The organism is Pseudoxanthomonas sp. SGNA-20 (assembly GCF_003931635.1).
GTDB lineage: Bacteria > Pseudomonadota > Gammaproteobacteria > Xanthomonadales > Xanthomonadaceae > Pseudoxanthomonas.
This window is the reverse complement of record NZ_RRYK01000009.1, coordinates 13,966-25,826: the sequence shown is the minus strand read 5'-3', so window position 1 is coordinate 25,826 and position 11,861 is coordinate 13,966. Positions and strand designations below refer to the sequence as shown.

The window sequence follows — 11,861 nt, the reverse complement described above, 5'->3', positions numbered from 1 at the left end:
GCTCAGTCGTCGTCGCGGTCGCGCCCGGCGGCCTGTTCCAGCGCGTCGTGCTGGCCGAAGTCCGGCTGGGTGCTGCCATCGCGGCGCGGCCGGCCTTCCGGCTCGCCCTCGCCCAGCGATCCGCCCTTGCCGTGCCCGCGGGGGTACCAGCCTTCGCCTGAGCCCTCCGCGGGCAGCGGCGCGGACGGATCCTTGCGGCCGTGTCCGGACGGATCGGTGTCGGGGCCCTTGCCGCGGTAGGCGGACTGGCGTTCGTCGTGGGTGCTGGGTGGCTTGCCCATGGTGCGCTCCGGATCGGGATATGTCCGTCCGGATGCTGCGCCGCGCCCCATGAAACGCCCGTGGAATCGGCGCCGCGTTGCGGCTGCCATTCATCCGCGTGCGGATGACGGCGCCTGCACCGCCGGGTCACGTCCGCCTAACCGCACAGGCTCCAACCTCGGATCTCCTTCCCCGCGAACACTGAGGAGCAAGACCATGGGAATCCTGCGCACCGTGGCGGTTGCCGCGCTTGGCGTCGTCGCCTACCGCGCCTGGCAGCGGCACAAGTCCGACGGCGGTTCCAGCCACGCCGTGGCGGACGATGCCGGCACCACGCCGCCGCATGGTGATCCGCGCCGCGAGGATATCGACGGCGGCGACGAAGCCCGCGCCAGCTCCGACGTCGTCGGCCTGGGCGGCACGCCCGATACCGCCGCCACCTTCGACGGCGAGGAATCCGAGCCGCCACGCGCGGCCCAGGCCAGTCCGGGGTTTGGGGGCTGACGCCGGCCATGCGGCAGTCCGGGCTCCTGCGGCCGGAGCCCGGCACCATCGCCTTTCCAGGCCAGTGGATCCGCCGTGCCGGATGAGGGGTATCGCACGTACCTGCGAATGCCCGGCACGGTGGCCTGGCCGCCGCATCGGCATGCTCCCGGCAGGCAGGACCGCCCGCCTGCAGGGAGGAAGCGGCTTACCAGGGCAGCGGCGTGCCGTTGGCGTGCCAGAAGCTGCCGGTCTCGGCCAGGGTCAGGCCATCCAGGCGCGCGATCAGGTTGGCTGCCGCCTCGTCCGGACCGATGTCGCCCTGGCCACCAAGCATGTCGGTGCCGACCCGTCCCGGGTGCAGCAGGAACACCGCGATCCGGCGCGGAGCCAGGTCCACCGCCAGCGACTTGCCGATCGCGTTCACCGCCGCCTTGGAAGCGCGGTAGCCGTAGTAGGCACCGGAACCGTTGTCCTCCACCGAGCCCATGCGGCTGGTGATGATGCCGATCTTGCCGCCGTCGGCCAGCTGCGCCTGCAGCGCCGCGGCCACGCGCAGCGGACCGAGGGTGTTGACCTCGAACTGGCGCTGGATGCGCGCGAACGCGTCCGCGTCCAGCGCCTCCAGGGTCTCGTTGCTGAAGATGCCGGCGTTGAGCACCAGCACGTCGATGCGCCGGCCCTGCAGCCGCTCCGGCAGCGTGGCCACGGCCTGCGCATCGGAAACGTCGACGCCGTCGATGACCTCCGCCCCGCTGGCGCGCAGCGCATCACTGGCCTGGCGGCACACGCCGATGACGGTTTCGCCGCGTGCCCGCAGCTGCTGCGCCAGCGACAGGCCAATGCCGCGGTTGGCGCCGGTGATCAGGTAGGTGGCCATGGGAACTCCTTGCAAAACGTGGGGTCGGCCATTCTAGACTTGCCCTCGCGAGGCCGCGCCTTCATCCGCGGCTGACACCCGGCACACGGCCGTTGAACGGTGCCGGTGCAAGGGTGCGGGTTTTCCCCGGCCCGCCAAGGGCCGTCTCCTGGAGGTGAGCCCATGAGCAAAGAACCCCGTGACCTCAACCGTGATCCGATCACCGGCGCGCCCGGTTCCCATCCGGTGGGCGTGGGCGTGGGTGGCACCGGCGGCGCCGTCGCCGGCGCCGCGGTCGGCTCGCTGCTGGGACCGATCGGCACGCTGGTCGGCGGCGCGGTCGGCGCGCTTGCCGGCGCCGCCGCCGGCAAGAACGTGGCCGAACGCCTGGATCCCACCGCCGAGGCCGAATACTGGCGCACCGAGTACGCCAACCGCCCCTACAACGACCCGGGCTTCGACTACGACAGCGACTACGCCCCGGCCTACCGCTACGGCCTGGACGTGCGCGAGCAGTCCGGTGCCGGCCAGCGCTGGGACGCCTCGCTGGAGGCACGCGCCCGCTCCGGCTGGGAGCAGGCCCGGGGCGGCTCGCGCCTGACCTGGGAGCAGGCACGCGACGCGGTGCGCGACGCGTTCGAGCGCTCGGACCGCACCTACCGCGCCTACGAGGCGACCGACGGTTACTACGCCGACCAGTACGAGGCGGCCGACTACTACCTCAGCGACTACGACTACGAGGACTACCGGCCGGCCTACCGCTACGGTACCTACGCCCGCAGCAACCTGCACGGGCGGGTCTGGGACGCGGAACTGGAGCAGGAACTGGAGCGCGGCTGGGAAAGCGCGCGCGGCAGTTCGCGCCTGGACTGGGAGGACGCCCGCGACGCGGTGTGGGACGCCTGGCACGGCGCCGAGCGGTTGTTCCCGGACGACGGATACACGCGGCGCTGAGCGCCGCAACGGCAAGGCCCGGGCGCGCCGGGCCTTGCAGGGCAGCATCGCCGGACAACAGCGGAGGCGCGCCGGGCGCGCCTCCGCCGCCCCCTTTCCGGCCGGCCTGCCTCAGCCGAGGTCGACCCGCGCGACCTTGTCCTTGTAGTCCTGCTTGGGGTCGATGCCCATCAGCATCTTCACCCCGGCAAACAGGCTGTTCTCGTTGAGCCAGACCTCGCCCTGGTCCGGGTCCAGGCGCAGCAGGGCCAGCTTCGGATCGTCCTTGCCCTCATACCAGGCGGCGACGAACGGGTTCCACAGCCGCTCCACCACCGCGCGGTCGGTATCCACCGCCAGCTGCCCGCCGATGCTGGCGAACAGGTCGTGGTCCTTGGCCACGAACGCGGCCGTGGCCCGGCGCGGGCCGGACAGTTCGCGCACCAGGGCGTTGTCGGTGGAGGTGAAGAACCAGATCGGACCATGGCCTTCGTGCTCCAGCTGCGCGGTCATCGGCCGGGTGTGGCCGTCCTCCATGCCGTCCACGCCCAGCATCACGGTCATGTCCGACTTCAGCGCCTTCCAGAATTTGCGTTCGAGTTCCTCGGGACTGGCCATTTCCGGCTCCTGTGTGGGGATCAGCGCCAGACGCGCTCGCAGCGGGTCTCGACCTGGCGCTGGCCGCGCCGCTCCTGGTTGTTGCCCTGGATGTTGCGGCCGATGGCGCCACCGGCGACCGCGCCGCCGACCGTGGCCAGCTTCTTGCCCTTGCCACCGCCGACCTGGTTGCCGAGCAGGCCACCGATCACCGCACCGGTGGCGGTACCGGCAATGCGGTTGGGATCCTTGGTGTTCTGCGCGACCTCGACTTCCTCGCAGACCACGCGGCTGCCGTCACTGAAGCGGCGGCCCTCGTCCTCCGGTCCGTAGGTCTGCTGCGCGCCGGCCACGCCGGCTCCCAGCAGCAGCGGCGCGGCGGCCAGCAGGCGAAGCATCTTCCGGGTGTTCATGGAGGGTCCTCCGTCGTGTGTGTCCCCGCAGCCTTCCGCAGGCGCGGACAAACGACGGTGAAAAACCGGCGCTGCACGGGTGCGCACCGCAGCGGGGGTTCATCGACGTGAGACCCGTGAAAGTGTGAACTTCCGTGAAGGGGTCAGAATTCCCTGATAGCGCGCCCCCCCAGTGGCACGGGAAGCTTGCGCTGCAGGGGAAACAACCCACAGGTCGATATGCGCACAGCTGATCCTCGCGCCGCGGCGGGCGGTGGCCGCGACAGTGGCGGTCACCGGCCCCGGGCCGACCGCAGGTCCCGTTCTCCCGCTTGGTCGCGCTGGGCCTGGAGCGCCGGCACGGCCACCGCGGTCGCCGGCACCTGGCTGCTGGCGCGGGTCGCCGCCCCCGAAGTCGCCGGGCTGGCGGCGCTCACCGATTTCGCCGGCCGCGACAACGTGTTCCTGGGCGTGCTGTCCGGGCTGGGCGCGGCGCTGGCCGCCTACCTGGCACGCGGCGGCCGCGCCGCGGTCCGCCGCCGGCGCCAGCTGGTGGCCATCGCCCTGGGCCTGCTGGCGATCTGCAGCCTGTTGTTCGGGGCGCGCGGCCTGATCCTCATGCTGCTGCTGGAGGTGGCGCTGGCCGGCTCGTTCCCGCGCGAGGGGCCCTGCTAGCTCCTGCGCAGTGCCGGCGGCAGGTTGCCGGGACCAGGGGCGGATGCAGCCTGGCGCGGAGGCGCCGGGACACGGCTGCCCCGCAGGCCCGATGCCCGCGCGTGCGGACGACGTCCCCGGGGCGGCGGCTCAGCCGAGGGTGGCTTCTTCCAGCTGCGCCGCCTCGGCCGGCAGGGGCGCCGGCCCCTGGTCGCCCAGGGTGACCACCGTGGTGTGGCGGCCGCTGGCCTTGGCCTCGTACAGCGCCTGGTCGGCGCGCAGCAGCGCCTCGGTCACCGCCCTGCCCGGCTGCGGGTACAGGTAGTGCAGGCCGATGTTGAGGGTCAGCCGCTTGCCGGGCACGTGCGAGCCCTCGTGCTCGATGCCCAGGCCCGCGATGTCGGCATGGATCGCCGCCAGGGTGGTTTCCACGTCGGCCAAGCTGGCGTCGTACCAGACGCAGACGAATTCCTCGCCGCCGTAGCGGGCCACCATGTCCAGCGGCCCGCGCGCGTGCGCGCCCAGCACCCGGCCCACCGCGCGCAGCACGCGGTCGCCGGCCGGATGGCCGTAGCGGTCGTTGTAGGCCTTGAACCAGTCCACGTCCATCAGCGCGATGCCCAGCGGCCGCTGCTCGGCGCGGGCGCGCTGCCACACCGCGTCGATCCGCTCGGCGAAGGCGCGGCGGTTGGGCAGGCCGGTGAGGTAGTCGCGGTGGGCCATGCCGCGCAGCTGGCGCGCCATCAGGAAGTTGCCGCGCCCCTCCTGGTCCAGCACCCAGGCGGTGATGATGCCGATGATGTTGGTGGTGACGGTGAACACGGTGCGCATGGCCAGCTCGTCGGCCGGCAGGCCGGCCACCGCTTCGGCCAGCGGATACACCACGGTGGTGGTGCCGCACAGGATCGCGGTGTGCAGGCGCATGGCGCCGCAGCCGTACAGGTACATCAGCACCCGCAGCAGCCCTCGTAGTCCTGCGGCATGCCCAGGGCGCGGGTGCGGGTGACCAGGACCACCGCCCCCAGCGCGGTGCACAGGCAGGCCAGGCCGGCCAGGCGGTGCAGGATGCCACGTCACTCCTCGCGGAACGAGGCGGCCAGCAGCAGCACCAGCGGCGCCACCATCAGCAGCAGGCGCAGGAACACCACCTCGCCCATGATCGGCGGGGGCGCCACGAACAGGTCGAGGATGGCGTAGGCCAGCAGCACGCCGACCGCAGCCCCCAGTGCCCAGCGGATGCGCGCCACCAGGGCGGCGTCCTGGAACAGGCGGTACTCGGCCTCCAGCTGCGGCTCGAACCGCCGCAACAGGCCATAGCGCCGCGGCGGGTTCACGGGATCGCCTTCACCGTCGGTGCGGAATGCAGTGGAAACCATCAGGACCGCTCGCTGGACTGGGAAGTCGCACCCCGCCGCAAACAGCAGGCGAGGTCCGACACCATCGTTAACGGCCGCCGCCCGCCGGACTTGAACAGTGCGTATGGAGCGCGCAGGCCTGGGCCGGTGCCCGCCCGGGTCCCGGGCTGGCGACCGGCTCCCGCGCACGCCCCCGGCGCGGCCTAGTGTCCCGGCATCCCCGCGGCCTGGCCATCGGGGAAGCCCCTACAGCAGGTCCGCCGGCGCCCGACGCCGCACGGCATGGAACCCGGCGCGGGTACGGCTGGCGACCCGCACGCCGGGCAGCCGCGGCGTCCATCGGACACACGGGCAACCGCTGCCGCCGCAACGCGGGCGCGAACGCCTCGCCGGGGCCGCGCCCCTGGTCGCGCACCCAGGCGCGCGCGGACCGAAGAACGGCGTGGCGAGCAGCAGCGGCATCGCGGCGCGGCCAAGCGGCCGCGCATGGAGGGAACAGGCCGGTGCCGGCCTCAGTCGCCGGCCTGGCAGATGTAGCTGTCCGGGTGGGCCGGATCGCCGCCCTGGTAATGCGCATGGGTCGGGTACGGGCACAGCGGGCGCTCGCCCGGCAGGGCAGCCCCGCGTGCCAGCACCCGGCCGGGCGCGCGGCCCTGTTCCACCCACTCCACCAGCGGGGTCAGCAGGTCGAACTGGTCGCGCGCGGTGCCGCCGCCGCAATGGCCCATGCCCGGCACGAAGTAGAACCGCGCCGCGTCGTTCCAGGCCTGGGCGCCGTTGGCCGCCTCGGCGCGCCTGAAGTAGTCCAGCGTGTCCCAGGCCGAGAACCAGGGATCGCTGACGCCATGCACGTACATGGCCTTGCCGCCGCGGCCGAGGAAGCCGCCGAGGTTGGTCCAGGTGTCGGTGTCGGTCAGCATCTGCACCGCGTCGGCGCGCACCCGGCGGGCCTGGGCATCGGCGTCGAAGCCCTCGGCCGGGGGCATCACCGCGGCGAGGATGTCCGGCCCCTCGGCCGGCAGGAAGCCGGGGATGCCCGGGCCCTCGTACACGATGCCGGTGTCGTAGGGGTAGTCCACGTACAGCGGCGCGCCGGCCGCGTCGCGCGGTGCCTTGAACGCCTCCTCCAGCGCCGCGACCTGGGCCGCGGAGAGGCAGCCGTCCTGCTTGCCGGCCTTGCACTGAAGGCGCTTCGGCTCGAAGCGGCAGGCCAGCACGTTCTCGATCACCCCGTCGGCCAGGCCGTCCAGGGCGTCGCACTGCGCCAGCAGTTCCTTCAGGACCAGCGCCTTGTCCGCGGCCGAATAGGTCCGCGCCAGCTGCGGCTTGCCTTGGGCATCGCGTGGCGCGGCCTGCATGAACCTGCTGCGCGCATGCGCCAGGGCCAGGTTGGAGAAGCCGGTGCGCATGGCCGGGGCCACCGCGATCACGCCGTCGAACAGCTCCGGATAGCGCTGGGTGGCGAGCATGGTCTCGCGGCCACCGGTGGAGCAACCGGCCATGTACGAATGGTGCGGCGCCTTGCCGTAGTAGCGCTCCACCAGCAGCAGCGCGGCCTGGGCGGTGGTGCCGACCGAGGCATGGGCGAAGTCCAGCGCAGCGCGCTGGTCGCGCATGAACGAGGCGTCGAAGCCCTCGCCCTTGTGCCCGCTGTCGGTGGAGACCACGGCAAAGCCGCGTGCCAGCGCAGGCGCGTCGCCGGCGGCGGTGGTGCCCAGTGCCGGGGCGATCGAACCGTTGAGCCCGCCGCCGCCCTGGAACAGGAAGCGCCCGTTCCAGCCCTCCGGCAGGGCCAGCTCGAAGCCGATGCCGTAGCGGACGCCATCGGCGCCGGTGCGGTCGTTGATCCGGCCGGAGACCTTGCAATGCGCCGGCAGCGGTACCGCCACCGGCGGCAGGTAGGGCTGCGCGCGCACCGTGCCCGGGGGCGCCGCGGGCACGCGCTCGGCCGCGGTCACTTCCAGCCGCAGCCGCGCATCGGTGAAGCCCACCAGCGCCTGGCACGCATCCGCGCCCTTGCCCGCGGCCAGCGCCTCGCCCGCCATGCCGCCCAGCAGCACCAGGCCCAGCAGGGCCGCTCCGGTCATCCGCATCGCATCCTCCCCTTGGTCACGGTTCCGTCCAGCCCGCGCGCGCCGGCAGCCGACGGCATGCAGGACGGCGCAGACGGCCGCATCTTCCGGCACGCTTCCGGCGGAAGGCAATGCGGCGGCGCGGTTACTCGCAGCCGATGCCGTCGTTGTCGCGGTCCAGGTTCGGGCCGTAGCCGGGATCGCCGCGGCGTACCGGGGCGGCGCCGGCCGCGCGTGCCTCGGCGCAGTTGCGGAAGGCACGGCCATTGGCCGGGGCCGCGCGCGCGGGCGCCTGCAGCGACTGCGCCTGGCTGGCGGCATTGCCGGCGGGCGCGCGATGGCAGTGGTAGCCGCCGTTGCGGCGGTCGTGGTGGCAGCCCTCGGCGTTGAGCCCGCCGGGGTGGGCCTGCGCCAGCGGGGCCAGCGGCGCGAGCAGCACGACCAGCAGCAACCACCAAGACCTGGACTTGCGCCTGTTGCGCATGGATCCCCCTCCCTCCCGGTGTCCGCACACAGGTACCGCCAAATGCCCTGGCATGCAATCGGACACTGGTTCACCCCTCCGGGACTGGGGCCGGGGCGGACCGCTCGTCGACGCAGGCGCATGCCTGCGCCGGCGGGAACCCCCGCATCCTGCAACGCCTGCTCTACCTCCGTCCTGCTGCATTTGCCCGCACGCGCCGCGGCGTGCATGCGTGGCCCAGCCCCTGCGGATTGCGGCCGGCATGGCCCGCGCTTGACCCAGGTCAGGGCACCACGAAGCGGCGACCGCCACAGTGCGCGCGTGGGCATCCGCCCATGCACGCGAGGACTGCAACACGCCATGGACATGGATCGCTACCACCGCGACCACGCGACGATCCTGGAGCAGATCGAGACCCTGCGCTCGCTGTCACGGGCCGGGATCGCCGGCAACGCCGGTGCCATCAGCCAGGCCATCGTCGGCACCGCCAGCCTGATCAAGTTCCACCTGGCGGCCGAGGACCAGGTGCTGTACCCGCGCCTGGCGCGCAGCGGCCGCGCCGACCTGGCCGCGCTCAGCTCCCGCTACCAGGCCGAGATGCAGGGCCTGGCCGAGGCCTTCGGCCGCTTCGTCGAGCGCTGGCGGGTGCCGGCGCGGCTGCAGGCCGACCCGGAAGCGTTCCGCAGCGACGCCAACACCGTGCTGCGGGCGCTGTACGAACGCCTGCGCCGCGAGGACCGGGAGTTGTATCCGGCCGCCGGCCGGCTCTGAGCGCGGCGCCGCCACCGGCGCGACGAAGGCGGCGGCGAAGAACGCCAGCGAGCCCAGGCCAGGCCCCAGGAACGGCATGTCCGCCATCGCCGGCACCTCGTGGCCGCGGGCAGCTAGGCCGCCTGCGGTACCGGCGGCAGCTCCGGTGCGTCCAGTCCGGCGAAGGGATCGGACCAGGCCGGAAGCGCCTCGATCCGCGCGTACCAGGCGCGGATCGCCGGATAGTCATGCAGCGGCAGGCCGGCGATCTGGTGGTGCGGCAGGAAGCTGGCCATGCGGAAGTCCGCATAGGAGATCCCGTCGCGCAACAGCCAGGGCCGCGCGGCCAGCTGTTCCTCCAGCAGCGCGGCGCTTTCGGCGAACAGCGCCAGGCCCTTGGCCACCTCGCCCCGGTCCACCTGACCCAGGCCGTAGCGCTGCTTGGTCACGTACTCGAACTGGACCATGTCGCAGGCGCGCACGAAGTTCTGCTTGCCCCAGCTGAGCCATTGCAGCATTGCCGGCTCGTCCATGCCGGTGCGCCAGAACGGCGAACGCACCTCGCGCGCCAGCCGGCAGGCGATGGCGTCGGTTTCCCACAGGCTGCTGCCGTCGTCGTACACCAGGATCGGGACGCGCAGCGCCGGGGTGAGCGGGCGGTAGCGCTCGGCCTGGCCCGGCGCCAGCGGCGCGGCAAACTCGAACTGCACCGGCGCCTGCAGGTAGCGCGCGGTGGCCACGGCCAGGCGCGGGTTGGGGTTGCGGCTGTACAGCAGCTTCATGCGCCCCTCCCCTGCCGGCTACGGCGCCAGGCGACGAGGGCATTGGCATGGCCGTGGCCCAGGCCGTGGGTCTGCCTGAGCAGGGCCACCTGGTCCATGTGCGCCAGTCCGGCGGTCTGGTCCAGCACCGCCAGCCAGTGGGCGATGGGCTTGCCGTAGGTTCGTTCGATCGAGGGGAAGTAGGACGCGGGCCCGGTGGCCCCTGCTGGATTGCCCATGGCGTGCTCCGTGCGCGGGGATGTCGCCGGTACGACGTCCCGGGCGCGCCCCGATCGACATTGCGGGCGCGCCGCCTAGCGCAGTCCGTAGTGGGCGAAGTACAGCAGCGGTGGCAGCAGGGCCAGGACCAGCAGGAAACCGATCCCGAACCACCCCGGACGCACCAGGAAGGCGCGGTGGTGGCGGGTCGGGTGGTGCAGCACCCGCACCCGGTCGCCGTCCGCGTGCACGCCCAGGCGCTGCAGCTCGAGCAGGCCGCGGAGGGCGCCGGAGGCAGCCAGCGGCCAGGCCGTCACCCGCGAGCCACGGTAGCGACGGCCGTCCACTTCGTACTCATAGTCGGCCTTCATGCGGTAGGTACGCTCCGCCCGGAGCAGGGCCACGCCGATCTGGCGCTGTTCCAGCATGCGCAGGGTGCCGGCCGCCGCGGGCCAGCGGCGGATGCGCAGCAGGTACCACGCGCCGTAGCCGCAGCACAGCGAGGCGTACATCCACATCCAGAACAGCAGCGCCTGCCTGTCGCCGGCGGCCGCGCCGTGCCACATGCGCACCACGTACTCGACCACGCTCACGTGCCGGCCTCCGTCGCCCGGCGCGCCCTGCGCCACGCGCGCCGTTCCAGGTACAGGCACAGCAGGCCAAAGCCCATGAACGCCAGCCCGCCGAACAGGGGCAGGCGGGCGGCCGCGGTAATCCCCGGCTGCAGCACCGCAAGCTCCGGCCGGGCGGGGTGGTGGAACACGGCCACCTTCCGCCCCGGTGCCAGGCCGGCAAGCATGGCTTCGGCGCCCTTGCGGTCGCTGGAAACCGGCAGGCCGGAGAAGTACAGGCGGGTGGACTCGTAGGACTGCCCGCGCACCTGGTAGCGGTAGTGCACGCGCGGGAGGAAGGTGTGGGAGCGGCGGACGTCCAGCCCGGCATCCAGCACCACGCCTTCCACGGCCGGCCAGTCGCGCGAGGCCGCGGCGTGGTACAGCCCGTGCAGGCCCGCGGCCAGCAAGGCCGCGCCCAGCAGCACGAACAGCGCCCAGAACAGCTGCTTCAACACCTGTGTTGCCCGTCCCCTTGTGGCCCCGGGCAGGCGACCACCAATCCCGTGGCGGGGCCGACGCCCCCCCGCCCCGCGCCTGCCCTGTCGGCGTCGGATCATCCGGCACCACCGCGGCCGCTGGCAACGGCCGGGGATGCTCAGTGCAGGGTCAGGACGATGGGCGCGTCGCGGGTGATGACCAGGGTGTGCTCGTACTGGGCCGAGCGGTTGCCCGGCGCGCCCAGCAAGGTCCAGCCATCGCCGGCTTCCTCGACCACGCGGGTGCGGGTGGAGATGAAGGGCTCGATGGTGATCACCATGCCCTCCTCCAGCACGCGCGCGTCGGTCGGGTCGTAGTAGCCGGGGATATGGTCCGGCTCCTCGTGCAGGCTGCGGCCCACGCCGTGGCTGCCCAGGTTCTCGATCACCCGGAAGCCGAACCGGCGCGCAGTGGCCTCGATGGCCTTGCCGATCAGGTTCAGCGGCTGCCCGGCGCGGGCGACCTTCAGCGCCTCCGCCAACGCAGTGCGCGAGGCGTGGCACAGCCTGGTATCGCGCGCCGAGGCCTTGGGCAGCACGCGGGTGCCGCCGGTGTCGGCATAGTAGCCACCCAGCTCGGCCGAGACGTCCACGTTGAGCACGTCGCCGGCGCGCAGCACGCGCGGGCCCGGCACGCCATGCGCGGCCTCCTCGTTGACGCTGATGCAGGTCGCGCCCGGGAAACCGTAGACCGCGCGTGGCGCCGGCGTCGCCCCGGCGTCGGCCAGCATGCGTTCGCCGATGGCGTCCAGTTCCGCGGTGGTCATGCCCGGAACGGCCGCCGCCAGCATCGCCTCGCGCACCCGCGCGACGATGCCGCCGATGACTTTCAGGCCCTCAAGGTCGGCAGGAGATTCGATGGTCATGCGCGGAGTCTACTCCTGGCGTGCGGCGGGGAATGGAACAGCGCTGCCGCGCGGGAGCGACCGGCCCCTGCTGGTGGTGCAGGCCGCCCATGCCGGGACCGGGCCG

General features: G+C 72.9%; 17 protein-coding genes. 4 read left to right on the top strand and 13 right to left on the bottom strand.

The features are described from left to right. Window positions 1–2 precede the first annotated feature (2 nt). Entirely contained in the window at window positions 3–281 is a 279-nt protein-coding gene (locus EIM48_RS13355) for a hypothetical protein (protein ID WP_125111872.1), read from the bottom strand. Window positions 282–477: 196 nt separating this feature from the next. On the opposite strand from EIM48_RS13355, the gene EIM48_RS13350 reads away from it, so the two are divergent. Next, entirely contained in the window at window positions 478–765 is a 288-nt protein-coding gene (locus EIM48_RS13350) for a hypothetical protein (RefSeq protein WP_125111871.1), read from the top strand. Between the two features lie 187 nt (window positions 766–952). Here the strand turns inward: EIM48_RS13350 and EIM48_RS13345 are convergent, their stop codons facing one another. Continuing rightward, window positions 953–1,624, bottom strand: a complete 672-nt coding sequence (locus EIM48_RS13345) for an SDR family oxidoreductase (protein ID WP_125077287.1) — start codon at window positions 1,622–1,624, stop codon at window positions 953–955. A gap of 162 nt (window positions 1,625–1,786) precedes the next feature. Here EIM48_RS13345 and EIM48_RS13340 point away from each other — a divergent pair, with 162 nt between their 5' ends. Further along, window positions 1,787–2,557 (top strand): glycine zipper domain-containing protein, encoded by a 771-nt coding sequence (locus EIM48_RS13340; RefSeq protein ID WP_125111870.1) that lies wholly within the window; start codon window positions 1,787–1,789, stop codon window positions 2,555–2,557. A gap of 111 nt (window positions 2,558–2,668) precedes the next feature. On the opposite strand, the gene EIM48_RS13335 is transcribed toward EIM48_RS13340, so the two are convergent. Both EIM48_RS13335 and EIM48_RS13330 read right to left on the bottom strand, forming a co-directional pair. Then, window positions 2,669–3,154 (bottom strand): pyridoxamine 5'-phosphate oxidase family protein, encoded by a 486-nt coding sequence (locus tag EIM48_RS13335; RefSeq protein WP_019399071.1) that lies wholly within the window; start codon window positions 3,152–3,154, stop codon window positions 2,669–2,671. A gap of 20 nt (window positions 3,155–3,174) precedes the next feature. Further along, on the bottom strand, window positions 3,175–3,546 hold the full coding sequence (locus EIM48_RS13330; RefSeq protein WP_019399070.1) for a glycine zipper 2TM domain-containing protein: 372 nt from the start codon (window positions 3,544–3,546) through the stop codon (window positions 3,175–3,177). Window positions 3,547–3,765: 219 nt separating this feature from the next. Here EIM48_RS13330 and EIM48_RS13325 point away from each other — a divergent pair, with 219 nt between their 5' ends. After that, window positions 3,766–4,200, top strand: a complete 435-nt coding sequence (locus tag EIM48_RS13325) for a hypothetical protein (protein WP_125111869.1) — start codon at window positions 3,766–3,768, stop codon at window positions 4,198–4,200. Window positions 4,201–4,329: 129 nt separating this feature from the next. Here the strand turns inward: EIM48_RS13325 and EIM48_RS13320 are convergent, their stop codons facing one another. From EIM48_RS13320 to EIM48_RS13305, 4 genes are all read right to left on the bottom strand, one after another. After that, window positions 4,330–5,127, bottom strand: a complete 798-nt coding sequence (locus tag EIM48_RS13320) for a GGDEF domain-containing protein (RefSeq protein WP_233581698.1) — start codon at window positions 5,125–5,127, stop codon at window positions 4,330–4,332. 125 nt (window positions 5,128–5,252) lie between these two features. Next, window positions 5,253–5,555: a hypothetical protein gene (locus EIM48_RS13315; RefSeq protein ID WP_125077284.1), complete on the bottom strand. Its 303-nt coding sequence runs from the start codon at window positions 5,553–5,555 to the stop codon at window positions 5,253–5,255. A 491-nt stretch (window positions 5,556–6,046) separates the two neighbouring features. Continuing rightward, a complete protein-coding gene (locus EIM48_RS13310) occupies window positions 6,047–7,621 on the bottom strand; it encodes a tannase/feruloyl esterase family alpha/beta hydrolase (RefSeq protein ID WP_019399066.1) in 1,575 nt (524 codons plus the stop codon). A 130-nt stretch (window positions 7,622–7,751) separates the two neighbouring features. Continuing rightward, on the bottom strand, window positions 7,752–8,090 hold the full coding sequence (locus EIM48_RS13305) for an excalibur calcium-binding domain-containing protein (protein WP_125077282.1): 339 nt from the start codon (window positions 8,088–8,090) through the stop codon (window positions 7,752–7,754). 339 nt (window positions 8,091–8,429) lie between these two features. Here EIM48_RS13305 and EIM48_RS13300 point away from each other — a divergent pair, with 339 nt between their 5' ends. Beyond that, window positions 8,430–8,840 (top strand): hemerythrin domain-containing protein, encoded by a 411-nt coding sequence (locus EIM48_RS13300; RefSeq protein ID WP_019399064.1) that lies wholly within the window; start codon window positions 8,430–8,432, stop codon window positions 8,838–8,840. A 113-nt stretch (window positions 8,841–8,953) separates the two neighbouring features. Here the strand turns inward: EIM48_RS13300 and EIM48_RS13295 are convergent, their stop codons facing one another. The 5 genes from EIM48_RS13295 to map all read right to left on the bottom strand — a co-directional run bounded on the left by EIM48_RS13295 (window position 8,954) and on the right by map (window position 11,755). Next, the gene (locus EIM48_RS13295; RefSeq protein ID WP_125111867.1) at window positions 8,954–9,601 is read right to left on the bottom strand and encodes a glutathione S-transferase family protein; all 648 of its coding nucleotides are present in this window, start codon (window positions 9,599–9,601) and stop codon (window positions 8,954–8,956) included. Further along, window positions 9,598–9,819 carry a DUF4287 domain-containing protein gene (locus EIM48_RS13290; protein ID WP_125111866.1) on the bottom strand — a complete coding sequence of 74 codons (222 nt, stop codon included), beginning with the start codon at window positions 9,817–9,819 and terminating at the stop codon, window positions 9,598–9,600. Before EIM48_RS13290 ends, EIM48_RS13295 begins: the two co-directional genes overlap by 4 nt. Before the next feature lie 75 nt (window positions 9,820–9,894). Next, the gene (locus EIM48_RS13285) at window positions 9,895–10,392 is read right to left on the bottom strand and encodes a DUF3592 domain-containing protein (protein ID WP_125111865.1); all 498 of its coding nucleotides are present in this window, start codon (window positions 10,390–10,392) and stop codon (window positions 9,895–9,897) included. Beyond that, window positions 10,389–10,865, bottom strand: a complete 477-nt coding sequence (locus tag EIM48_RS13280; protein ID WP_158675218.1) for a DUF3592 domain-containing protein — start codon at window positions 10,863–10,865, stop codon at window positions 10,389–10,391. The genes EIM48_RS13285 and EIM48_RS13280 overlap by 4 nt, the downstream gene beginning before the upstream one ends. Window positions 10,866–11,008: 143 nt before the next feature. After that, window positions 11,009–11,755: a type I methionyl aminopeptidase gene (map, locus tag EIM48_RS13275; RefSeq protein WP_125077279.1), complete on the bottom strand. Its 747-nt coding sequence runs from the start codon at window positions 11,753–11,755 to the stop codon at window positions 11,009–11,011. Window positions 11,756–11,861 lie beyond the last annotated feature (106 nt).